The sequence below is a fragment of the Agrobacterium sp. LR_9 genome, assembly GCF_041954855.1.
In the GTDB taxonomy this organism is placed as follows: Bacteria; Pseudomonadota; Alphaproteobacteria; order Rhizobiales; family Rhizobiaceae; genus Agrobacterium; species Agrobacterium leguminum.
This window is the reverse complement of the sequence record NZ_JAVAYA010000001.1, coordinates 58,708-81,214: the sequence shown is the minus strand read 5'-3', so window position 1 is coordinate 81,214 and position 22,507 is coordinate 58,708. Positions and strand designations below refer to the sequence as shown.

General features: G+C 59.1%; 25 protein-coding genes. 15 read left to right on the top strand and 10 right to left on the bottom strand.

Annotated elements, in window-relative coordinates; translation table 11 throughout:
* Positions 1-81: 81 nt before the first annotated feature.
* The 8 genes from phnD to RAC79_RS00345 all read left to right on the top strand — a co-directional run bounded on the left by phnD (position 82) and on the right by RAC79_RS00345 (position 7,928).
* Positions 82-987 (top strand): phosphonate ABC transporter substrate-binding protein, encoded by a 906-nt coding sequence (gene phnD, locus RAC79_RS00380; protein WP_078051428.1) that lies wholly within the window; start codon positions 82-84, stop codon positions 985-987.
* A gap of 69 nt (positions 988-1,056) precedes the next feature.
* Positions 1,057-2,043 (top strand): phosphonate ABC transporter, permease protein PhnE, encoded by a 987-nt coding sequence (phnE, locus tag RAC79_RS00375; protein ID WP_174038704.1) that lies wholly within the window; start codon positions 1,057-1,059, stop codon positions 2,041-2,043.
* Positions 2,043-3,392 (top strand): phosphonate ABC transporter, permease protein PhnE, encoded by a 1,350-nt coding sequence (gene phnE / locus RAC79_RS00370; RefSeq protein WP_174038703.1) that lies wholly within the window; start codon positions 2,043-2,045, stop codon positions 3,390-3,392. The genes phnE (RAC79_RS00375) and phnE (RAC79_RS00370) overlap by 1 nt, the downstream gene beginning before the upstream one ends.
* Positions 3,393-3,663: 271 nt before the next feature.
* Positions 3,664-4,362, top strand: a complete 699-nt coding sequence (locus RAC79_RS00365) for a DUF1045 domain-containing protein (RefSeq protein ID WP_174035429.1) — start codon at positions 3,664-3,666, stop codon at positions 4,360-4,362.
* The gene (locus tag RAC79_RS00360; protein ID WP_065654736.1) at positions 4,359-5,495 is read left to right on the top strand and encodes an alpha-D-ribose 1-methylphosphonate 5-triphosphate diphosphatase; all 1,137 of its coding nucleotides are present in this window, start codon (positions 4,359-4,361) and stop codon (positions 5,493-5,495) included. Before RAC79_RS00365 ends, RAC79_RS00360 begins: the two co-directional genes overlap by 4 nt.
* On the top strand, positions 5,492-6,091 hold the full coding sequence (phnN, locus tag RAC79_RS00355) for a phosphonate metabolism protein/1,5-bisphosphokinase (PRPP-forming) PhnN (protein WP_174038702.1): 600 nt from the start codon (positions 5,492-5,494) through the stop codon (positions 6,089-6,091). Before RAC79_RS00360 ends, phnN begins: the two co-directional genes overlap by 4 nt.
* An 87-nt stretch (positions 6,092-6,178) precedes the next feature.
* On the top strand, positions 6,179-7,219 hold the full coding sequence (locus RAC79_RS00350; RefSeq protein ID WP_174038701.1) for an AraC family transcriptional regulator: 1,041 nt from the start codon (positions 6,179-6,181) through the stop codon (positions 7,217-7,219).
* Between the two features lie 463 nt (positions 7,220-7,682).
* Complete coding sequence (locus RAC79_RS00345) at positions 7,683-7,928, top strand: LuxR C-terminal-related transcriptional regulator (protein WP_065654739.1); 246 nt, start codon at positions 7,683-7,685, stop codon at positions 7,926-7,928.
* A gap of 220 nt (positions 7,929-8,148) precedes the next feature.
* On the opposite strand, the gene RAC79_RS00340 is transcribed toward RAC79_RS00345, so the two are convergent.
* From RAC79_RS00340 to RAC79_RS00305, 8 genes are all read right to left on the bottom strand, one after another.
* Positions 8,149-9,138 (bottom strand): Ldh family oxidoreductase, encoded by a 990-nt coding sequence (locus tag RAC79_RS00340; RefSeq protein ID WP_174038700.1) that lies wholly within the window; start codon positions 9,136-9,138, stop codon positions 8,149-8,151.
* Between the two features lie 150 nt (positions 9,139-9,288).
* The gene (locus tag RAC79_RS00335; RefSeq protein WP_173999421.1) at positions 9,289-10,215 is read right to left on the bottom strand and encodes an energy transducer TonB; all 927 of its coding nucleotides are present in this window, start codon (positions 10,213-10,215) and stop codon (positions 9,289-9,291) included.
* Entirely contained in the window at positions 10,212-10,688 is a 477-nt protein-coding gene (gene exbD / locus RAC79_RS00330) for a TonB system transport protein ExbD (RefSeq protein ID WP_065654742.1), read from the bottom strand. The genes RAC79_RS00335 and exbD overlap by 4 nt, the downstream gene beginning before the upstream one ends.
* A gap of 6 nt (positions 10,689-10,694) precedes the next feature.
* Positions 10,695-11,897, bottom strand: coding sequence for a tonB-system energizer ExbB (exbB, locus tag RAC79_RS00325; protein ID WP_174038699.1), 1,203 nt, complete (start codon positions 11,895-11,897; stop codon positions 10,695-10,697).
* Between the two features lie 193 nt (positions 11,898-12,090).
* Positions 12,091-12,828: a histidine utilization repressor gene (gene hutC / locus RAC79_RS00320; RefSeq protein WP_125145108.1), complete on the bottom strand. Its 738-nt coding sequence runs from the start codon at positions 12,826-12,828 to the stop codon at positions 12,091-12,093.
* Positions 12,829-12,862: 34 nt separating this feature from the next.
* Positions 12,863-13,648 carry an ABC transporter ATP-binding protein gene (locus RAC79_RS00315; RefSeq protein ID WP_174038698.1) on the bottom strand — a complete coding sequence of 262 codons (786 nt, stop codon included), beginning with the start codon at positions 13,646-13,648 and terminating at the stop codon, positions 12,863-12,865.
* Positions 13,648-14,421 (bottom strand): ABC transporter permease, encoded by a 774-nt coding sequence (locus RAC79_RS00310; RefSeq protein ID WP_174038697.1) that lies wholly within the window; start codon positions 14,419-14,421, stop codon positions 13,648-13,650. The genes RAC79_RS00315 and RAC79_RS00310 overlap by 1 nt, the downstream gene beginning before the upstream one ends.
* 137 nt (positions 14,422-14,558) lie before the next feature.
* Positions 14,559-15,500 (bottom strand): ABC transporter substrate-binding protein, encoded by a 942-nt coding sequence (locus RAC79_RS00305; protein ID WP_065654746.1) that lies wholly within the window; start codon positions 15,498-15,500, stop codon positions 14,559-14,561.
* 206 nt (positions 15,501-15,706) lie between these two features.
* Between RAC79_RS00305 and RAC79_RS00300 the strand changes: the two genes are divergently transcribed.
* Positions 15,707-16,417: a YoaK family protein gene (locus RAC79_RS00300; protein WP_125145106.1), complete on the top strand. Its 711-nt coding sequence runs from the start codon at positions 15,707-15,709 to the stop codon at positions 16,415-16,417.
* A 12-nt stretch (positions 16,418-16,429) separates the two neighbouring features.
* Here RAC79_RS00300 and RAC79_RS00295 read toward each other — a convergent pair whose 3' ends face one another.
* Entirely contained in the window at positions 16,430-16,948 is a 519-nt protein-coding gene (locus tag RAC79_RS00295; protein ID WP_003524381.1) for a hypothetical protein, read from the bottom strand.
* Between the two features lie 78 nt (positions 16,949-17,026).
* Here RAC79_RS00295 and RAC79_RS00290 point away from each other — a divergent pair, with 78 nt between their 5' ends.
* Entirely contained in the window at positions 17,027-17,665 is a 639-nt protein-coding gene (locus tag RAC79_RS00290) for a trimeric intracellular cation channel family protein (RefSeq protein WP_003524379.1), read from the top strand.
* Positions 17,666-17,741: 76 nt separating this feature from the next.
* Here RAC79_RS00290 and irrA read toward each other — a convergent pair whose 3' ends face one another.
* Positions 17,742-18,161 carry an iron response transcriptional regulator IrrA gene (gene irrA / locus RAC79_RS00285; protein WP_003507276.1) on the bottom strand — a complete coding sequence of 140 codons (420 nt, stop codon included), beginning with the start codon at positions 18,159-18,161 and terminating at the stop codon, positions 17,742-17,744.
* A gap of 317 nt (positions 18,162-18,478) precedes the next feature.
* On the opposite strand from irrA, the gene fabA reads away from it, so the two are divergent.
* The 5 genes from fabA (at position 18,479) to RAC79_RS00260 (ending at position 22,479) form a co-directional block, all read left to right on the top strand.
* Positions 18,479-18,994: a 3-hydroxyacyl-[acyl-carrier-protein] dehydratase FabA gene (fabA, locus tag RAC79_RS00280; RefSeq protein WP_174038696.1), complete on the top strand. Its 516-nt coding sequence runs from the start codon at positions 18,479-18,481 to the stop codon at positions 18,992-18,994.
* A 75-nt stretch (positions 18,995-19,069) separates the two neighbouring features.
* Positions 19,070-20,293, top strand: coding sequence for a beta-ketoacyl-ACP synthase I (fabB, locus tag RAC79_RS00275; protein ID WP_065654750.1), 1,224 nt, complete (start codon positions 19,070-19,072; stop codon positions 20,291-20,293).
* A 6-nt stretch (positions 20,294-20,299) separates the two neighbouring features.
* Positions 20,300-21,106 (top strand): enoyl-ACP reductase FabI, encoded by an 807-nt coding sequence (gene fabI, locus RAC79_RS00270; protein ID WP_020812529.1) that lies wholly within the window; start codon positions 20,300-20,302, stop codon positions 21,104-21,106.
* Between the two features lie 186 nt (positions 21,107-21,292).
* Positions 21,293-21,889 carry a TadE/TadG family type IV pilus assembly protein gene (locus RAC79_RS00265; protein ID WP_003524373.1) on the top strand — a complete coding sequence of 199 codons (597 nt, stop codon included), beginning with the start codon at positions 21,293-21,295 and terminating at the stop codon, positions 21,887-21,889.
* Positions 21,886-22,479 carry a TadE/TadG family type IV pilus assembly protein gene (locus RAC79_RS00260; protein WP_003524372.1) on the top strand — a complete coding sequence of 198 codons (594 nt, stop codon included), beginning with the start codon at positions 21,886-21,888 and terminating at the stop codon, positions 22,477-22,479. The genes RAC79_RS00265 and RAC79_RS00260 overlap by 4 nt, the downstream gene beginning before the upstream one ends.
* The last annotated feature ends 28 nt before the right edge of the window (positions 22,480-22,507 follow it).

Here is a 22,507-nt window from a genome sequence, read left to right as displayed (position 1 = left end):
CCGCTCAGCATCGTTTGCGCCCGCGTCAAGGGCCGATACTTCACAACAAACTCCGGCTCGCCGGGAAACAGGAGAAAGTCCATGTTGAAGAAAGTCCTTCTTTCGGCAGTCGCGCTTGGCGTTCTGGCCGGTTCCGCCATGGCTCAGGACGTCAAGGTTCTGCGCATCGGTCTCGACGGCTCCGAAAACGAAGCCGACCAGATCCGCAACACCAAGTGCGTTGCCGATGGCCTGAAGGCCGCGACCGGCGTTGCCGAAGTTCAGGTTTTCCCGTCGCCGGACTATAACGGCGTCATCCAGGGTCTCCTCGGCGGCACCATCGACATCGCTTCCATGGGCGCGTCCTCCTACGCCAAGATCGCTCTTGCCGATCCGAAGGCCGTCGATCCGATCCTGACCACGGCCGGCGCTGACGGTTCGACCGGTTATTACACGATCATGGTTGCCCGCAAGGACAGCGGTATCAAGACGCTGGCTGACGCCAAGGGCAAGAAGATCGGCTTTGCCGACCCTGACTCCACCTCCGGCTTCCTCGTTCCGAACGTGGCTATCCCGAAGGAAACCGGTGTTCCGGTCAAGGAATACTTCTCCGAAACCGGCTTCGGCGGCGGCCATGAGAACCTCGTTCTCGCCGTTCTCGACAAGAAATTCGATGTCGGCACCACCTTCGGTTCGGGCGTCGGCAAGTGGGAAGAAGGCTACACCGCCGGCAACCTCTACCAGATGGTCAAGAAGGGCAACCTCGACATGGACGATATCGTCGAAGTCTGGAAGTCGCCCCTGATCCCGAACGGCCCGCTGATGGTTACGAACAAGCTCGGCGACGCGATGAAGCAGAAGGTCGAAGACTTCTTCATGGAACTGCCGAAGAAGGACCTGGCCTGCTTCCAGGGTTTCACCCAGGGCAAGAACACCGCCTACATCAAGGTCGATCCGTCCTTCTACCAGACGATCATCGACGCCCGTAAGTCCGTTATCGGCGGCTGATCTGCGATCATACCCGGAAGCGGCGGTGCCTTGCGGCGCCGCCGCTTTTGCCAATAAAGGAAAAGCGGCATGGCGACCACACTGCATCATGGCACCCCCCCCCCCAAGGGATTGAGCGCATCGTCCCAGACGGTCATGCGTCATTATCAACAGCAGCTTGCGACAAGACGGATCTATACCGTAATTTCGCTTGTGATCTTCCTCGTCATCCTCGCCGCTTCCCTGAATTTTGCCAACGCGGCCAATTCTGGTAAATTCTTCGAGCGCCTGCCCTATTTCTTCGACTTCATGAAAACCTTCGTGCCGGACAGCCCGCTTGAAATTTTCCGGGCGATGTTTGACCTGCCGTCACCCTATGCGGACGGTTCGCTGAAATATAATTACGTCGCAGATCGTGTTTACATCACTGACAGCTTCTACATCCCGCATTTCATCTATCAGCTGATCATCACGCTCAACATCGCGCTGGTTTCGACAATCATCGGCACCAGTTTTGCCTTCGTGCTGTGCTTTTTTGCCTCCACCAATCTCGTCGGTGCCGGGATCGTGCGCTGGGTCGTGCGCCGGGTCATGGAAGTGCTGCGCGCCTTCCCGGAAATCGTCGTCGCCGGGCTGTTGACCGCCATTCTATCCATCGGCCCTATCGCCGCGATTATCGCGATTTCTGTCCACACGATCGGTGCTTTGGGCAAGCTGTTCTTCGAAGTGGTGGAAAATGCCGACATGAAGCCGGATGAAGGCTTGCGCGCCGCCGGCGCCAACTGGCTGGAACGAGTGCGCTTCGCCATCGTGCCGCAAGTTCTGCCCAATTTCGTCTCTTACGCGCTGCTGCGCGCCGAAATCAACGTGCGCGCCTCCACCATCATCGGTGCCGTGGGCGGCGGCGGTATCGGCGAGGTCTTCCGCCTGTCGATCGGTAACGATCATGCGTCGAAGACCTATGCCATCATCATCCTTCTGCTGATCACCATCATCGCCGTCGACCAGTTTTCCGGCTGGCTGCGACGCAGGCTGATCGGCCATCAATCCTTCGAATTCGGACGGGGAGCGGCCTGATGTCGTCCAGCTTCATTCTCAACACCGCCGACCGCGAGAGATTGACGGCCGCGCATCCGCACGTGTTCAATCGCGGTTTCATGCAGCGATATGGTCTGCTCGTCGGCCTTCTCGCCGTCACCGTCTATCTCATCGGCTGCTTTTTCTTCTTCAATGTCGGCCCGGCCTTCATGCAGGGCCGGTGGGATCGTGCCTCGAGCTATATTCAGGACTGGTATTCCTGGCGTGCCCAGCCGCGCCTGCGTTTCGAAGACGGCAAGGTTGAGCCGCAATGGTCCAGCCGCGGGCAATATCCGGTCGATGCAAAGATCGACTGGCTGCAGCCCCTGCCGGGTGGCGGCTACAGCGTCGTTTATGCGGGCATGGAAAACCGCCTCGACGTGACCCCGACCCGGGTGGATGTCTATGTCGACGGCAAGAATTATCCCGTCATCATCAATGGAGAACAGGCCCGGGCATCCGACGACGTGCCGCAGGAAATCCAGCAGGACGGCAACAAGGTTCTCGTGCATTTTGGTTTTGCCGGACAGGCGGAAATCCGCACCAGCCAGGTCTATGTCCAGCGTCGGTTCCTCGGATGGGCGAATTTCCTGTTCGACACCAAATCGGAATTCTGGGGCAAGGGCTATGGTGAACTCGCCGCTCTCGCGCTGTGGGGAGAAAGGCTCGATCCTGAGCGCTCCAATATCGGCCACATGGTGGATGATTTCCTCGACAACAGCGTCTGGCAACATGCCGATATTCTTTCCAAGCTGATGCAGACGCTGGTCATGGCCTTTGTGGGCACGCTGTTCGGCACGCTCGTCGCCCTGCCGCTCGCCTTCATCGCCGCGCGCAACATCACCGCCAACAAGGCCGCAAACTGGGGCATGAAGCGGCTATTCGACTTCCTGCGTTCCATCGACATGCTGATCTGGGCGCTGTTCTTTACCCGCAGCTTCGGGCCCGGACCGATCCCCGGCATTGCCGCGATCTTCTTCACCGATACCGGCGCGCTCGGCAAGGTCTATGCCGAGGCGCTGGAAAATGTCGACGACAAGCAACGCGAGGGTGTCAAATCGGTCGGTGCTTCCCCGATTGCGGTCAACCGCTTCGGTGTGCTGCCGCAGGTCCTGCCGGTCTTCATTTCGCAGTCACTCTATTTCTGGGAAAGCAATACCCGCTCCGCCACTATCATCGGCGCCGTGGGCGCCGGCGGCATCGGTCTGAAACTGCTGGAAGCGATGGGCACCAATGCCGACTGGGACAAGGTCGCCTATATGGTCCTGCTTATCCTCTTCGTCGTTTTCCTGTTCGACCACATCTCCAATTCGCTGCGTTCACGCCTGATCGGCAAAACACAACACTAGGTCTGAAGGGATGGAATGACGAACCTCGTAACGATGTTCGTCATCTCCGCCAGACACCCGCGCAGTCCCGATTTATGCCGGCCCTATCCCGTCATCATGTCCGCCTGTGTCTTCAGCACATTAGGAAGCTTGCCGCATTTCCAATGCGCTTTTTTCCTTCGGCATCATCATTCTGTCACGGAAACCAATTACCTCGCACTCCTGACCTTGCGGGAAGCTGGCGAGTCACGCCAAATAGCTTCTCATCCCTGGTCTCCCATGACACTGAAGAGTGCTTGCCGTGCGCTATGCCATCTATTTTTCTCCGGCTAAAGATCACCCGCTGACTGAGGCAGCGTCACGCTGGCTGGGCCGCAACGCATTTTCCGGCACGCTGCATGACGACCACGACGACTATGCCGAGATCACGGAGGAGCCGCGCCGTTACGGTTTCCACGCGACCCTGAAGGCTCCTTTCGAGCTTGCCGAAAAATACAGCGAAGCGGAGCTGCTCACGGCCTTCGAAGATTTCGCGGCCAGCCAGTCCACCTTCGAAATTCCACGTGTCATCGTCGGTGCGCTCGGGCCCTTTTTCGCACTGGTCCCGGACCGCACCTATCAGCCACTGCAGGATTTTGCCGCCGAGATCGTCGATCATTTCGACCGGTTTCGCGCGCCTCTGTCGGAGACCGATATTGCCCGTCGGCGGCCACAGATGCTGACGGAGAGCCAGCGGCAGAATCTGTCGCTCTGGGGTTATCCGCATGTCATGGATGATTTCCGTTTTCATATGACGCTGACCGGCCGCATCGACGAGAGCGAGCAGCCCGCCATGCACAAGGTGCTTTCGGCGCGGTTTTCCGAATTCACCGATCGACCTCTCAGCATTTCCGGCCTCGCCTTGTTCATTGAAGAAACACGCGGGGCGCCCTTTACCGTTCATAGCTGGCACCCCCTTGGCCAGCCACCAAAGAAAGATGCGAACCCATGACCGAGCACGCCCTTTCCAATGCCCGTATCGTTCTGGAAGACGATATTATTCTGGGCTCCGTCCTCATCCGTGACGGCAAGATCGCCGATATCAGCGAAGGTGCCTCCAAAACCGGCGAAGATCTGGAAGGTGATTATTTGATCCCGGGTCTGGTGGAACTGCATACCGACCATCTTGAGCAGCATTATTCGCCGCGCCCCGGCGTGATCTGGGACAAGATCGCCGCCATTCAGGCCCATGACGCCCAGGTGGCCGCCTCCGGCATTACCACCGTATTCGACTGCCTGCGGCTCGGCTCGGATGAGGACGGCGGCTTCAAGAAGGGTGAAATGCGCGAAATGGCTGACGCCATCGAGGCCGCAGCGGATCAGAATCGCCTTCGTTCGGATCACCTGCTGCATCTGCGCTGTGAAGTCGCCTCCTCGGATGTGCTGGACCATTTCGAAGACTTCGAAACCGATCCGCGCGTGCGGCTGATTTCGCTGATGGACCACTCCCCGGGGCAGCGCCAGTTCCAGTCGATGGATCAATATATCTTCTATTACCAGAAGAAGCGTGGGCTGAGCGACGAGGCCTTCGCCGAGTTCGTGCGGCGTCGGCAGGCGGCGTCGGCGGAATATTCCGCCAAGCACCGCGATTATCTGGCGGCCCGCTGCGCCGAGCGCGGCATTACGGTCGCAAGCCATGACGACGCCACCGAGGCGCATGTCGGCGAAGCTATCGGCCACGGCGTGAAACTGGCGGAATTCCCCACCAGCGTCGAAGCCGCAAAAGCCTCGCACAGCGCCGGCATGAGCGTGCTGATGGGGGCGCCGAACATCGTTCGCGGCAAGTCCCACTCCGGCAACATCGCCGCCCGCGACCTCGCCGAGATCGGCGTGCTGGATGTTCTTTCTTCCGACTATGTGCCCTTCAGCCTGCTCTTCGCGCCATTTTTGCTCGCCGATCAGGTGGAAGCCATCACCCTGCCGGAGGCGCTGCGCATGGTCACCGCCACACCGGCGCGCACCGTCGGCCTTCTCGATCGCGGTCGTATCGCGACGGGATTGCGGGCCGATCTGGTCCGGGTTCACCGCGAGGATGGTGTGCCGGTCGCCCGTTCCGTCTGGCGTCAGGGCAAGCGCGTGGCATGACCGACGATGGGCAGGATAGCCGGCGCGCGGCATCGCCCGGCACGATGATCGTGATTGTCGGCCCGAGCGGGGCCGGCAAGGACACACTGATGGACTATGCCGCAGCGCGACTGTGCGGACGGCCGGGCTTTCACTTCACCCGCCGCGTCATTACCCGCAGCGGCGATGCGGGGGGTGAAAACCACGATGCCGTTTCGATGCACGAGTTCAACCGACTGGAAGATGCGGGCGCCTTCGCGGTTTCCTGGCAGGCGCATGGGCTGAAATATGGCATCCCGGCCGCTGTCTATCGTCACCTCAATGAGGGAGACGTGGTCATCGCCAACGGTTCGCGTTCCGCCCTGCCGCATTTCGGCACCGCCTTTTCCCGTCTCAAGGTCGTGAACATCGTCGCTCGGCCGGAGGTTTTGGCAATGCGCCTTGAGCAGCGCGGGCGGGAAAGCCGGGACGATATTCTCCGGCGGCTGGAACGCAGTTCGTTGACAGTCGCTGGAGACTTCGACGTCACGACCGTCGATAATAGCGGCGCTATCGAAGATGCCGGCCAAGCCATCATGCAGGTGCTGGAGCAAAGCGCAGACATCGGTCGCACTTAATATCCCGAAGCCGGGCTGCTCGACAAACGCTCTCTCAAGGCTTACCATCAGGCGACAATTTCCAAACATGGTACGCCAAGGCGAGGGATGCCCGAGAAAAGGGTCAGCGACGAGATAAGTGTGGTGGCCGGCCTGGCTGCCGGCGTCAGCAATTATGCCCGGTCACGGGGCATCGATATCGCACCGATCTGCAAGGCTCTGGACATTGATCCAGCCATATTCAGCAGCCTGACGGAACGCATAAGCCTCGATAGATTTTCCCGGCTGCTCGAAACCTGTGCACTGATTTCCGGCGACGACGCTTTCGGTCTGCAATGTGCTTCCACCTTTCCAGCGGGTGCATCCGGCGCGTTCGGATATGGGCTGATCAGTGCACCGACGGTTAGGGCGTTCCTGCGTTTTCTTCAGGACCATGTTTATTACGCGACCAATAACAGCAATTTCACCATGGTAACGGATGCCACGCAGGTAACCCTGTCATGGTCCTTCGCGCCGGTTATTGCCAAGCGCGATCAATATGTGGATTTGTCGCTCGCCGTCCTGGTACAGCGTCTCCGCGATATTCTCGGAGATCGTATCAACCAGATCGAGATCGGTCTAGAGCGGCCGAAACCGAATAATATTCAGCTATTTAAAGAAAGAATGACCAGGCGCGTCAGTTTTTCCCAGCCGATCCATACCATGCGTCTTCCGGTATCGCTTCTCGAAGTGGTCAATCCGAATGCGGATGAGCGGCTGTTCGAGCTGATGAACCTGCAATGCCGCATGTTGCGACCGGAAACATCGGCGGACGCGACCCATTTCATTGACCAGGTGAAGCGGTATATGCAGATGCGGCTCTCGGATGCCGAGCTTTCGCTCGGCGAGATCGCTCCCTATTTCAACCTGTCGGAACGGAGTTTTCAACGGCGGCTCGCAGAGCTCGGCACCAATCTCAACGAGATAAAGGATGCCATTCGCAAAAATGCCGGTTTCAAACTCCTCGTGGAAAGCGATCTTCCGGTATCCGACATCAGTTACAGGCTTGGCTATTCGACACCCGGTGCGTTTTCGCGTTCCGTTTCGCGCTGGTTCGGGGCAACACCGACCGACATTCGCAAGAAACACGCGCATCATTCCGCCGGATGATACATGTTGACGGCATCAATATTTCGAAATGATGTATTAAATTTGAGAAATATGTCGGCGCTCATCGCGTTGTGTGCCGAAACATAACAATAAAACGAAAAACTTGGCGCGAGATGTTATTCTCTCGGTGAGGCACATCGCCTATTAGAGCGCCGCATATCCTTCGGGGTGTGACGAAAACATTCCAGAGCTTTGAAGCTGCATTTCACGCCAGACCCATTGTGGTCTCTGGCGATATCGGTGTTGCAGTTCCCTTCAGTGCACAGAATAGAGCGTCCGCGTCAGGATCGGCTGGCTGCGAAAGCGGCCCTTATTGCATAATTACCAATGCCCGATGAAACCTATTGGCGAAATTAACGTTTTTGTTCGCGTATAGACAGAGCGGTAAACGAGCTGGTTTCGGGGAATGAATCATTGCCTGATCGTGCCCCGGGAAGGCCAATCTCTTTAAGGCTGAAAGAAAATGTCTTCAAACACGCCGCATGAACATCGCCAGACGCGTGAAATCATCCTTTCGGAGCGTGAGCGGCATTATCTGGGGCTGGTCGCGCGGGGCAAGCATCCGTCCCACGTCGCCCTGATAACCGGCGCGGACGAAGCGGACGTGAAGGATACTCTTGAAAGGGTGCGCCACAGATTGGGCGCCACCAATCTGCTGAATGCCGTCAGCATCGCCCTGCTGCGCGGCCTGATAGTGCAGGACGCATAATCGCCAACCTGATCATCCAAGCTTACGCGAAACGTCCCCTCCCGTAAGCTGAAAACCGAATGAGCGGCTTTCTGCGTCAAAATCCTTCCATATCAATGGAGGGATGGCGGACCAAAGCGGGCTGGACATGATGTCCGGCCCTATCGACGCAAATGCAAAGCATGCCATTTACGGTTTGCCCGGCGGGTCATAGTCGACCCGCCGGGTTTTTATTGTCGCATCAGAGCGATTTAATTTCGGCCAGAATATCGCTTTCGATCACGATGCCGCTTTCCAGCGCCTGCTTGCGAATCCCCTGGCTGCGGCGGCCGGGCAGACGCACATTTTCCTGCTTTTCTATCTCGCCGGCTATGAGCCCCAGCCGCTCGGTAAAGGCCGTACCGCCTGACGATACCGGGTCTATGGCAATGATCGTGTGGCCAAGAGAGGGTGGTGCTCCCTTGTCATCGAGAAGGGAAGATGCCTCGAATGCGAAGTTTCCGCCGGTAATCGCAGCGGCCATGATCTCCACCATCAATGCCAGCGCAGCGCCCTTGGCCTCGCCTGCGGGCACCATGGTTCCCTCTATGGCCTCTTCGGGATCGGTCGTCGGCCGGCCGTTTCGGTCGAGCGCCCAGTCGCCGGGGATGGTTTCACCCTTCTGGCGGGCCGCCATGATCTTTCCGCGCGCGACCTTGGAGAGCGCGAGATCGATGACAAGCGGATCGGCGCCGCCGACGGGGGTGGCGAAGGCAATTGGATTGGTTCCATAAAGCGGTTTGCTGCCGCCCCAGGGTGCCATGGATGCCGGTGCGTTGGCGAACATGAGCGCGACAAAACCCATTTCGGCGAGGCGCTCGACAGTCAGCGCCATGACACCCGCATGATGGGAGCGATGGATCGCCGCAAGCGCAATGCCCTGCTGCCGAACCATGTCCGGCAATTCCTCAAGGGCGCAATCGATCGCCGGATAGGCATAGCCGTGATTGGCGTCAACCGAGAGCACGCCCGGCTTCACGCGGGTCGTCACCGGACGCGCCTTACCATCGACCTTTCCAACCCGCGCCTGCCGGACATAAACGGGGATGCGGCGAAAACCGTGACCACCCTGGCCGGCCGCCTCGGAGGCGACGAGCGCCTTTGCCACCGAACGGGCGTTTTGCGGCAGAACGCCGTTGCGCTCAAAGATAGAGGATACGAGATCCTCCGCCTCTGCGATTGAGAATTTCATGATTTTCGTGATTCCTGTTGTCTTGCATGCGATGGGACGGATTGGTCCTACTTTGCGGTATGCGGTCGCCGCAAATCAACATGGAAAATAAATCGGGCATCCCATCCTCTCCAGAGTCGGGATGCCCTCATGCGGTCGGGCTGCTTCACCCTACTTGAAAAGAATCGGCAGGGTAAAACTCGTATTTGCGCCTGGCGGCGGCGGCGAGACGGACGCTCTTTGTATGACGGCCAGAAGCTTCTGATCCATCGCCGAGTCACCGGTGGATGAAATAATCCTCGCACCGCCGACGGAACCACCGCTGTCTATCTTGAATGAAACCGTAATGGTCATCCCCGATTTTCCAGCCGAACGCACCAGTCGCCGCTGCATCGCCGAGCGCACTTTCGCACCCCAATCGGCATTTGACATGGACGAGGACGAGAAGGAGCCGGCATTGCTGCGCGATGCCGCCGTCCGGTCGGACTGCTGGGCTTCAGCCTTCGCCGTTTCGCGCAGTTCCGATGCCTGCTGCGGTTTGGGACGCTGGCGCTCGACCTTCTTTTTCTCTTCCGGCTCTTTCTTTTCCACCTTCTTTTCGACGGGCGGCGGCGGAGGACGCATGACAGGCAGAGGGACCTCCACATTTTCGAGTTCCGCCATCATCTGTTCCTGAACGGGATCGACCGGCTCCACGGGTTCGGGAATTTCCTGCGGTTCGACGATCTCCTCGACCGGCGGTTCGGGCGGCTGCACCGGCTCTGGCGGCGGCGGCGTTTCCGCAACCGGCTCCGGTGGCGGCGGCTCTTCCGGGGCAGCTTCCTCCACCGGTTCGCTGCTGTCGCTCTTCACCTCTTCGGCGTCCTCAACATCCTGCGCGGGCGTCGTTTCTTCGGTCTTTACGGCCTCCGGTATCGCCGCCATTTCGATCATGATCGCAGCAGGCGGCGGCCCGCCGGCTTCCTGCTCCTCGGGCTCCTGCATCAGATAATAGGCAAAACCAGCGTGAACGCCCAGCATGAGCAGCGCCGCGACGGACCACAGCGTTACTTCCCCGAGACGGGAATGCCGGGCCTGCGGGTAGCCGTTTTCAGTCATGGCGTGGTTCCCGGCGCTGCGGGTTGGCCAACGGCGGCCGGCTGCGATGCGGCAGCCGCGTTTTCCAGTCCTACGAGGGCGATCTTCAGATAACCGGCATCTCTCAGCAGGTTCATGATTTCCATGAAGTGGCCGTAATCGACCGCCTTGTCGGCCCGCAGGAAGATGCGCGTATCCTTCTTGCCGCCCGTCTGCCGGTCGATGGCGGCGGCCAGTGCTTCGCGGGCAACCGCATCATTGCCGAGATTGAGCGAGAGGTCGTCCTTGACCGTCAGATAAAGCGGCTCCTCCGGGCGTTCCGCCGGCTTTGCGGTGGATGCGGGCAGATCGACATTCACATCGACGGTGGCGAGCGGTGCCGCCACCATGAAGATGATGAGCAGAACCAGCATCACGTCGATGAAGGGCGTGACATTGATCTCGTGGTTTTCGGAGAGATCGTCTCCGCTATTTTCGCGAATACCGCCAGCCATGGCCGATCACCGTCCTACCAGCGATACCGCGGGCTTGCTGGTGCTGCCCGGGGGAATACGGCGGAAATCGAGATCGCGGCTGACGAGGCGTTCCACGCCGGCTGCGGCATCCGCTAGCAGATGGCGGTATCCGGTGATGGAGCGGGCGAAGACGTTGTAGATCACCACGGCCGGAATGGCGGCGACAAGGCCGATGGCGGTGGCGAGCAGCGCTTCGGCAATGCCCGGCGCGACGACGGCAAGATTGGTCGTCTGCGATTCCGAAATGCTGATGAAGGAGTTCATGATGCCCCAGACGGTGCCGAACAGGCCGACGAAGGGAGCAGTGGAACCGATCGTCGCCAGAACACCCGTTCCGCGCGACATGCGGCGACCCGCATGGGTTTCGATACGCGAAAGCGCCGACGAGACACGCTCCTTGATACCGCCGCCATCCGTATGTTCGACCACCGCATCGGAAAGCTGCATTTCATGGGTCGCCATGCGCAGCATCAGTGCTGCCGGCCCGCCCTTCTTTTCGACGGCCTCGGTGGCCTCCGTCAGGGTTTTTGCCCTGCGAATGACCTTGAGCGTCGCGCCGGCGCGCACCCGCGCACCTGCAAGCTCGATAGACTTCGCGACCCAGACAGTCCACGTGACCAGAGATGCGAAGGCAAGACCGATCATGACACCCTTCACGACCCAGTCGGCCGCCATGAACATGCCCCAGGGAGAAAGGTTGTGCGGGATATCCGCACGATGTTCGGCGCTCGCGGGCTCGGTGCTGACAGGCTCTATCGGGGTCGCGGCTTCATTCGGCGCGGTCGTCTGGCCCGTCTGTGCGGGCTGCTCGGTCTGCGTCGGCTGCGGTGCCGGTGCGGTATTCGTCGCGGGCTGAGCCGGTGCAGGCTGGGCCGGTGCGGGCTGAGTTGACTGAGGCTGCGAGGGTGCGGTGGCGGCCGGCTGTTCCGGTGCAGTCGCGGAAGGCTGGACGGGCGCGGCGGCCGGAGCGCCCGGCGTTGCAGGAGCCGCCGGCTGTGCTGGCTGAATCGCTTCCGTTTGCGGTGCCGGCTGTATCTGGGTTTCCGGTGCCGTCTGAGCGAAAACCGCGCCGGCACTCAAGCCAGCACTCAGGCCGGCCAGCAAGGTGACAGTCATGGCAAGGGAGAGATGCCTTGTCGTGTTTGCCTTGTTGAAGGATGCGGAAGAAGTTGAGGTCTCAGCTGACATAATTTTTATCCCGGATTTCCGTCGATGAACTCATCCGCAGATTGACCGGCTCCTGAAAACCGGGGTCATGAACGGATACCGTCGTGAAAGCTTGACGTTCCGATAATAAACCTGAGTTCTTTTGACAACTATTATATTGTCAAAAGACCACCCGTAAACTCTTCTTTACAAAAAATTGACCGATCGACGGCCTTCAGCCGTTTTGCGAGGGCGAAAACTGCGCAATAAGGGCGTGCCGGTCACCGGGATAGGTGACACGGACGCGGGTGATATAATCGGCCCCGTGCCAGGTCCGGCGATCAATGACCAGACAGGCAGCACCGGAAGCAATACCGAGCGCGGCTGCATTTTTACGGTCGGCGGAAACGGCGCTGATACGATGTTCGGCCGCACTCCAGGGCACCATTTTCAGCAGCCATGTCCCCGGCCCGATCTGTGAAAAATCCGCGGCTTCCGCCTCCGGAACGGCGGTGACATTGACAATGCGCTCTTCAAGGCAAAAGGGAACGCCGCCGGCAAAGTGCGTGCAGTTGAGTTCCAGGACCGGGGCGTCGGCGGCAAGCGCCATGGCCGCGCCGTCTTCTTCACCCGCAGGGCGCAGCCGTCGTTTGTCGAGACGGTAACCGTAGACCAGACCCAGCGCCTGCACCTCCCGCTCGATATCGTGGATTTCCAGAACGGCGGATTGCGCATGGGGCTGGCGAACGAAGGTACCGAGACGGCGGCGTCTTTCGATGAGTCCGCGCTGCACCAGTTCGCTGAGAGCCTTGTTCACCGTCATGCGCGAACAGGCATATTGCCGGGTCATCTCGTGCTCGAAGGGAATACGATAACCCGGCGGCCATTCGCCCGACATGATGTGGCGCTCGACATCATTGCGGATGCGCTCGTGCAGCGATTTTTCCTGAAGATCGGCGCCTGTGCTCCTCATCCCGATGCTTTCATCCTCCCCTTTGCCCGATCAACTATCCATGGGCAGCGGCGGCAATCGCCTCGCTGCGGATTTCCTCCGTAAGCTTGGCGCGCAGCTCAGAAAATTCCGGACTGGCCTTGACGGTGTAGTGACGCGGATGCGGCAGGTCGACCGGCGTGATCGACTTGATGTGACCCGGCCTTGCAGACATGGTCACCACACGCGACGCCATGAAAACCGCCTCTTCGATATCGTGGGTGACGAAAATGACCGTCTTCTGCTCCCGCTCCCAGATACCGAGCAGCAATTCCTGCATCAGCCCGCGCGTCTGGTTGTCGAGAGCGCCGAAAGGCTCATCGAGCAGCAGGATTTTCGGGCCGTTCGCCAGGGCGCGGGCAATGGCCGTTCTCTGCTGCATGCCGCCGGAGAGCTGTTTCGGCCAATGGTTCTCGAAGCCGCGCAGGCCGACCTTGTCGATATAGCTATCGACAATCTCCCATTTTTCCTTCTCGGCAACGCCGCGTTCGCGCAGGCCGAAGGCGACATTTTCGCGGATCGTCAGCCAGGGAAACAGCGTATAGGACTGGAACACCATGCCGCGATCCGCCCCCGGCCCCGTCACCGCCCTGCCGGACAGCAGCACCTCGCCCGTCGTTGGGCGGTCGAGACCGGCGATGATGCGCAGCAAGGTCGATTTTCCGCATCCCGACGGGCCGAGGATGGTGACGAAATCATTGCGGGGGATTTCCAGATCGGTGGGCTGAAGGGCCAGCGTCGGCTGCCCGCCCTGCACACCCGGAAAAGTGCGGCTGACCCCCTTGATAACGAGTTCGCTCATCAGGCAAGCCTCCAGGCGAAAAGCTTCCGGTTCAGCGATTTGAACGCGAAGTCCGAAATAAGTCCGATAATGCCTATGACGATGATGCCGAAGATGATCTGCCCGGTCGCCATCAGCGCCTGGCTGTTGATGATCATATAACCGATGCCCGAGGAGGCGCCGATCAGTTCTGCAACGATGACATAGGTCCAGGCCCAGCCGAGAACGAGGCGGAGGATTTCCGCAATATCGGGCGCATTGGCGGGAATGAGAACACGGCGAACAACGCCCCTGTCCTTCGCACCAAGCGTATAGGCGGCCTCCACCAGATCCCGTCTTGTGCCGGCGACAGCCACGGCCACCATCAGGATGATCTGGAACACCGCGCCGATGAAGATCACCAGCAGCTTCTGCATCTCGCCGATGCCGGCCCAGAGAATGAGGAGCGGCACGAAGGCGGAAGCCGGCAGATAGCGCGCGAAGGAGACGAAGGGCTCCAGCAGCGCCTCAATGGGCTTATAGGCCCCCATGGCGATGCCGACCGGCACGGCAATGAGCGATGCCAGCACGAAGCCGCCGACCACGCGCCAGATCGTCATGCCGATATCGCTGGCAAAACCCTGATCGGTCAGCAGATAGATGCCGTCCTTCAGCATGGTGACGGGGTCGGCCAGAAAGGTCGGCGATACGAAACCGCCCAGCGTGGCAAAGCCCCAGGCGGAAAAAAACAGCACGAAGAACAGGATGCCGAGAGCAATTCTCGTGCTGTTCCTTATGGGTTGAAGAGGTTGCATCTGTCGCCTGTCCGGAAAACCGGCGCGGCACCTTCGCCGCGCCATCGGAGCGCCGTGCGCGTCTCGTGACGCACAATCGACGCACTCACCTGTCTTGGCTGCAATATTCCCTGCAGGGAACGCGGCCGCCTTTTCTGTTACTTAATGAAGGACGTATCCGCGAGGGTCGAAAGATCGGGTTTCGACTTTATCACGCCGATTTCCAGCAGCAGGTCCGCCGATTTTTCCGAGAATGTCTTGAATTCACCCTCGAAAAACTTCTGGTTGGCGGCCTTGTCCTGCCATTCGAGGAACTTTGCCGAAGCGGCAAAGGCCTCGCCGGTCTGCTTCACATCCGCGCCCATCGTCGCATAGGACTTTTCGGGATCGGCCTTGATGAGCTCGAGCGCCTGGAAATAGCTGTCCGCCAGTGCTTTCGCCGCCTGCGGATTGGCCTTCAGGAAATCCGGGGTGCAACCGAACGTATCCATGACGGCGGGATAATCCAGCGTCGTGGCGAGGATTTTGCCCTTATCGGGGGCGGCGCGGACAGTGGACAGATAGGGCTCATAGGTCATGGCCGCATCATTTTGACCGGCAACGAATGCCTGCGCGGCCGGTCCCGGCTCGAGGTTGACGACCTTGACATCCTTCAGGGTAAGGCCGTTTTCCTTGAGTATCCAGGCAAGGAAGAAATAAGGGGAGGTGCCCGGCGCGGAGGCGGCAACCGTCTTGCCTTTCAGGTCCGCGACCTTGGCAACATCACTGCGCACCGCAATGCCATCCGCGCCATGCGACTTGTCCATCTGGAAAATCTGGGTGGATTTCACGCCATTGGCATTCCACGCGATCCATGTTTCCACCGTGGTGGCGGCGCACTGGATGTCACCGGAAGCAAGGGCCAGATGGCGGCTCGCCTGCGGGATTTTCTTGATATCGACTTTCAGACCGTTCTTTTCGAAAATGCCGGCCTGTTTGGCGAGCGTCAACGGTGCAAAACCGGTCCAGCCGGACATACCAATCGTCACCGACGTCTCGGCATAGGCGGAAGCGGATGAAAAGAGCGCGGCGACTGTGGCGAGTACCCATGTTTTCTTCATGATCTGAACCCCTTTTGATTTATTTTTGTGCGATGTTGTTTATCGCTTTATTTGAGGCATCGTAGGCAGGGATTTTATATTTGTCTAGACAAAATAGAAGTTTCCGAAGGCCTCCAGAAAGATTGCAAATACACCATCCGGCATTCTAGACATAGGATAACACGGCCCGGCGCACAGGCCCGCCGTTTTTCCATGTCGAGCTTTCCATGACCAGACAAAGACGTCGCAATATCATCAGGGCAAGGCGAACCGGAACCGGAATTGCGCTGGTTGCCGCCATTTCCTTCATCGCGGGCATGACGGATGCGGTGGGCCTGCATATTTCAGGCGACTTCGTATCCTTCATGACCGGCAACACCACGCGCGCCGCAGTCTCGATAGAGGCTGGCCTCTATTCCCACGCCGCGAAACTGCTTTTCGCAATCATTGCCTTCGTGGCGGGCAATGCCGGCGGCATCGTGGTCGCGCATAAGTTCGACCGGCGCATCTTCGCCGTTCTGATGGCGGTGGGATTGCTGGTAACAATTGCCGCGCTGCTCGGCGGCGAGACTTCCGCTCTTGCGCAATTTTATCTCGTCGTTTTCGCCATGGGCATGGTCAACGCCGCCGTTGAGCATATTGAGGGACTGCCAATCGGGCTTACCTATGTGACCGGCGCGCTTTCCCGTTTCGGCCGCGGCATCGGTCGTTTTCTTCTCGGCGAACGGAGCCTCGACTGGGGCATTCAGATCGTGCCATGGCTTGGAATGATATGCGGCGCGATCTGCGGCGCTATTCTTGCCGCCACCCTGCAATCGAACGCCCTTTGGGTGGTCGCGGCCACGGTTTTCGTCGTCGCCATCGCCACTTTCATCATTCCGCGCTCGCTTCGCCAGCGCTACAATCAAAGGGTCAAAATCCGGCGGATTACGCCCTGAAAATCATCGCCGTCACTTTCGCGAGATGGTGACGAATTTCGTGCCCCGCACCCGCACCGTCATCAGGCAGGGTTCCTTGTCGGTACGCTCGCAATAACGCGGATGCATCTTCAGCACGAAAACCATGTTGCCGAAGCGCTTGATGAAATCATAGTCGTAAATCCGGGCCGTCGCGATCATCAGATAACCGCCCTCTTTCACCTGGACATAGAAATTATAAGGGCATCCCTCGTCGTCGCAGCTGCGGCCCTTTTCGCCGTCACAATCGAGAACACCGTGATTGACGACGGCGTCCATCAGCCCGTCATTGTTGATATCCAGCCGCGTGACGAAATCGTCGCCGAAGGCCGCCACCTTGCACTCGTTGCGGAAATGGTCCTTCTCGTAGATCTCGGGGTCGTTCACCAGCTGCTGCTGCGCCGAGAGCGCCACCGGAAACATCAAGAGAACCAGCGCCTGAAGAGCGGCAACGAGAGCGATTCGCACGGCATTTTCCTTTGCATCCGTTTCGGTTATGGATGTTGCGATCATCCGGGCGGCCAGCCTAGAGTTTAGTGCTTGCGCGACACTGACGTGTTCGCAGCCCGTGTTTCCGGGGGGAACCTTTTCATGACGCTTCTGGGTTTTCTCGACTATGCCGGGGTCGCCATCTTTGCCGCAACGGGCGCGCTCGCCGCCTCGCGCAAGCAGCTCGACCTGATCGGCTTCCTGTTTTTCGCCGCCGCAACCGGCATCGGCGGCGGCACGGTGCGCGATCTGGTGCTTGGCAGGACGCCGGTATTCTGGGTGGTGAACCCGACCTATATCCTCGTCTGCGTCTCGGTCGCGGTGCTGCTGTTCTTCACCGCGCATCTTTTCGAATCCCGTTACCGCGTACTGATCTGGCTCGATGCACTCGGCCTTTCCGCTTATTGCGTCATGGGAGCAGCCAAGGGGCTTGCCGCCAGCGGCTCCGCAACCGTCGCCATCGTCACCGGCGTTCTGACGGCGACGTTCGGTGGTGTGTTGCGCGATATTCTCGCCGGCGAACCGTCCGTGCTGCTGCGGCCGGAAATCTACATCACCTGTGCGCTCCTGGGCTCCTCCACATTCATTGTCGTCTACTTCCTCGGCGCACCGCTTTATGCCGCATCAGCCGCAGGCGTCCTGACGGCCTTCGCCGTCCGGTCCGGTGCGCTGATCTTCGGCTGGACTTTTCCGCCCTACAAGGCAAAGCCCGGCAGACGGCCGGAAGATGTCATGAAGTGACATATAGAAATGACCGCCAAAAACAGAAATGGCGCCCCTGGGCGCCATTTTTCACGTCTGTTGTCGGACTGAAGCCTTATCCACGCTTGCGGCGAAGGCGGATGACCACGTCCACATGGGCGATTTCCATGCCCTCGGGCGCTTCCGGCAAATTGTCGATCTGGAGGTTATTGACGGGAATATCCAGAACCTCGTTCTCGCCCTCCACGAAGAAGTGGTGGTGATCCGAGACGTTGGTGTCGAAATAGGTGCGGGCGCCTTCCACGGCGAGAACACGGATGAGGCCGGCTTCGGTGAACTGGTGCAGCGTATTGTAGACGGTGGCGAGAGAAACGGGCACGCCGGCGGTGACCGCCTCATCGTGCAGTTCCTCGACCGTCAGATGGCGATCGCCCTTTGCGAAAAGCAGATCGCCCAAAGCCACACGCTGTCGCGTGGGGCGCAGCCCCGAGCGCCGCAACCTCGTTCCGATATCCAATGTGGCGTCAAATGCCATGCAATCCCATTCCAAACAGAGGTATGAAACTTACCAATTGCATTAGCATATATCTTTTGCGGCGAGTGCTTTCAATAGTTTCGGCGTGGCTTAGGCGCGGCAAATGGCGGCAAACCGGCCATTCCTGCAATTTTCCTCTGGTTCCAGCCGTACGGTTCCTGTATGCGGACGGCATATTGAGGTAATGACTTCTGCGAAGAAGGTTCGAAGACAAAGAATGGGGGCGGAGCGGCCTTCGCCCTTGCAGCGCTTCATTTTGAACCTAACTTGCTCTAGTGAAGTCGATCAACACCAGTAACTGGGGAAGTGAAAGCGGTATGGCAACGAGGCAATCAAGTTACAATTACGAGGAGATCCTGTCCTGCGGTCGCGGCGAATTGTTCGGCCCGGGAAATGCACAGCTCCCATTGCCCCCTATGCTCATGGTCCATCGCATTACCGAAATTTCCGAAGCCGGCGGCGCCTTCGACAAGGGTTTCATCCGCGCCGAATACGATGTCAGCCCGGACGACTGGTATTTCCCCTGCCACTTCCAGGGCAACCCGATCATGCCGGGGTGCCTCGGCCTTGACGGCATGTGGCAGCTGACCGGTTTCTTCCTCGGCTGGCTGGGCGAAGAAGGTCGCGGCATGGCGCTTTCCACCGGCGAAGTGAAGTTCAAGGGCATGGTTCGCCCTCACACGAAGCTCCTTCAATATGGTATTGATTTCAAGCGCGTGATGCGCGGCCGTCTGGTGCTCGGAACCGCCGACGGCTGGCTCAAGGCGGACGGCGAAACCATTTATCAGGCGACGGATCTGCGCGTAGGCCTGTCGAAGGAAAAGGCTGCCTGAGGCAGACGGAATAGTCCTGACAAACGCCGGGCGGCTTCGGTCGTCCAGCCGAAATCTTAAGAAAAGGTCCCTTTCATGAGACGAGTTGTTGTCACCGGCCTCGGTATTGTTTCTTCCATCGGCGGTGATGCCGCTGAAGTCACCGCATCGCTGCGCAATGCCAAATCCGGCATTTCATTTTCGCCGGATTTTGCCGAACACGGTTTCAAATGCCAGGTCTGGGGCAAGCCGTCTCTCGACCCGACCGATCTGGTCGACCGCCGCGCCATGCGCTTCCTGTCGCAGGGCGGCGCGTGGAACCATGTCGCCATGAAGCAGGCCATCGCCGATTCCGGTCTCGAAGAGAGCGACATCAGCGGCAATGAGCGCACTGGCATCATCATGGGTTCGGGCGGTCCTTCCACGCGCACCATCGTCGAGGCAGCCGATATCACGCTGAAGAACAACAGCCCTAAGCGCATTGGCCCCTTTGCCGTGCCGAAGGCCATGTCATCCACCGCCTCTGCGACGCTTGCTACCTGGTTCAAGATCCATGGCGTCAACTACTCCATCTCGTCGGCCTGCTCCACCTCGGCGCATTGCATCGGCAACGCTGCCGAAATGATCCAGTGGGGCAAGCAGGACGTGATGTTTGCGGGCGGCCATGAGGATCTCGACTGGTCCATGTCCAACCTCTTCGACGCCATGGGCGCCATGTCGTCCAAATATAACGAGACACCGAGCGCCGCCTCGCGCGCCTATGACGTCAACCGCGACGGTTTCGTGATTGCCGGCGGTGCGGGCGTGCTGGTTCTCGAAGAGCTGGAACATGCCAAGGCGCGCGGTGCGAAGATTTACGCCGAGATCGTCGGTTACGGCGCGACCTCCGACGGTTACGACATGGTGGCGCCTTCAGGCGAAGGCGCGATCCGCTGCATGCGGCAGGCGCTTTCCACCGTGAAGGGTGACATTGACTACATCAATACCCACGGCACATCGACGCCGGTTGGCGACAGCAAGGAAATCGGCGCGATCCGGGAAGTCTTCGGCGACAAGATTCCGCATATCCAGTCGACCAAGTCGCTCACCGGCCATTCGCTGGGTGCGGCCGGCGTGCAGGAATCGATCTACGGCCTGTTGATGATGCAGGAACGCTTCATCGGCGAAAGCGCGCATATTTCCGAGCTCGATCCCGAATTTGCGGGCGTTCCGATCGTTCGCAGCCGCATCGACAACGCCAAGATCGACACCATCCTTTCCAACTCCTTCGGCTTCGGCGGCACCAACGCCACGCTCGTCTTCCAGCGTCATAACGGATAATTGCCCATGAACGGCATCATGCAGGGTAAACGCGGCCTCATCATGGGCGTCGCAAACAATCATTCCATCGCCTGGGGTATCTCCAAGGCGCTTGCGGCACAGGGCGCGGAACTGGCCTTCACCTATCAGGGTGAAGCGCTCGGCAAGCGTGTGAAACCGCTCGCCGCCGAGCTCGGATCCGATTTCATCGTACCATGCGATGTCGAGGATATCGCCTCGGTCGACGCCCTGTTCGCGACGATCCGCGAAAAATGGGGCTCGCTGGATTTTATCGTCCATGCCATCGGCTTTTCCGACAAGAACGAGCTGAAGGGCCTCTACGCGGATACGACCCGCGAGAATTTCAGCCGCACCATGGTCATTTCCTGTTTCTCCTTCACGGAAATCGCCAAGCGCGCCGCCGAGTTGATGACCAATGGCGGCTCCATGCTGACGCTGACCTATAATGGTTCGCAGCGCGTCATTCCGAACTACAATGTCATGGGCGTCGCCAAGGCGGCTCTTGAAGCGTCCGTGCGCTATCTCGCTGCCGATTACGGCCCGCGCGATATTCGCGTCAACGCCATCTCGGCCGGTCCGGTCCGCACGCTGGCGGGCGCCGGCATCTCGGATGCGCGGGCGATCTACGCATGGAACCAGAAAAACGCACCGCTTCGGCGGACCGCGGATATCGACGATATCGGCGGATCGGCGCTTTACCTGCTGTCCAATCTGTCGCGCGGCGTAACCGGCGAATGCCATTATGTGGACTGTGGTTATAACATCACTTCCACACCCACGCTGGAGGTTCTGTCCAAAGCGGATGCCGAATAAGCGCCCGTTTCAGCGTCAACAAAAGCCCGGCATGTGCCGGGCTTTTATATTTTGGGCCGTATCAATTTCGGAAATCACTAAAGTATAATTCGTTGGAGTAACTGAATTTAAACATCGGGTGGTTATGGTCCGCAACAAATTCAACGGTTGCGCTTGCCGCATATTCTTAGAGATCGATATCGCCTCATGCGACTGGCCAGACTGAAGCCATTGCTGGAAAAATTCGGAGTCTCGCGCGACGGGACAGCGGCTATAGAATTCGCGATACTCGCGATCCCCTATTTCCTCGTCGTCTTTGCGATCATCGAGACCTTCATCGCCCTGATGGCGGAACAGGTCGTCGCCAATGCCACCGAAAACATGGCGCGGCGTCTGCGCACCGGGCAGATCAGCAGCTCGATTTCGAAAGAGGATTTCCGCAAGAGCTTCTGCAATGAAGTCTCGGTGATGATCACCTGCTCAGCGGATGAAATCCAAAAAGAACAGAAGCTCTATATCGATCTTCGCTCCTTTACCGCCTTCAAGGATATTCCGACCACGATACCGCTGAAGGCCTATGGCGAATATTACGATCTCGACACCGCCCAATTCGGCTTCAAGCCGGGCGGGCCGGAAACCATCAACATGTTGCGTGTCTATTATCGCTGGCGTGTGGTTGCCGATATCATCCGACCATACCTGACGAAAATACGTCCGGCCGACGGATCGATGCCCTCACATTTCCTCATCGTCGCGACAAATGCGTTCATGAACGAGAAATACATCACAGGCGGGGGCTCATGATGGCAGGGCTGGTGTCCGTTGCGGCAAACGGCAAACGACGTCTGATGGCGCTCGTTTCACGCTTTGCCAAAGATCGCCGTGGCGTGGGTGCGGTGGAGTTCGCGATCCTCTTTCCGATATTGCTTGCGCTTTATCTGACCTCGTTCGAATTGACGATCGGATACAACACCTACAAGCGGGCAAGCACCGCTGCAGCCTCCATCAACGATCTGATATCGAAAACAGGTTCCGTCGATAAAACCTATCTCGCGGGCATGCAGGACGTCGCAGCCGCCGTGTTTGCGCCCTACAGCACCAAGGGTCTGCAGCTGAAGATCAGCGGCATCAAGATCGACGCGCAAAAACAGGCGAAAATCACCTGGTCCTGGGATGAGAAAAATCTGAGACCCTATGCGGTGGGGTCACCGGTCGCCGTTCCGACGCGCCTGCTCGTGGAAAACAGCTTTCTCATCCACGTCGAACTTTCCATCCCGCATGAATTGCTGATGTTCATGCCCGATCTTGCCTCGTCCGGGGTGAAGTCGATCACCATCGGCCGGGAGTATTTCTTTAAGCAACGCGACGCCGAGACCGTCTGCACCAATTGCTGAGCAATCGGTGCGCCAGAACGGTCTCGTC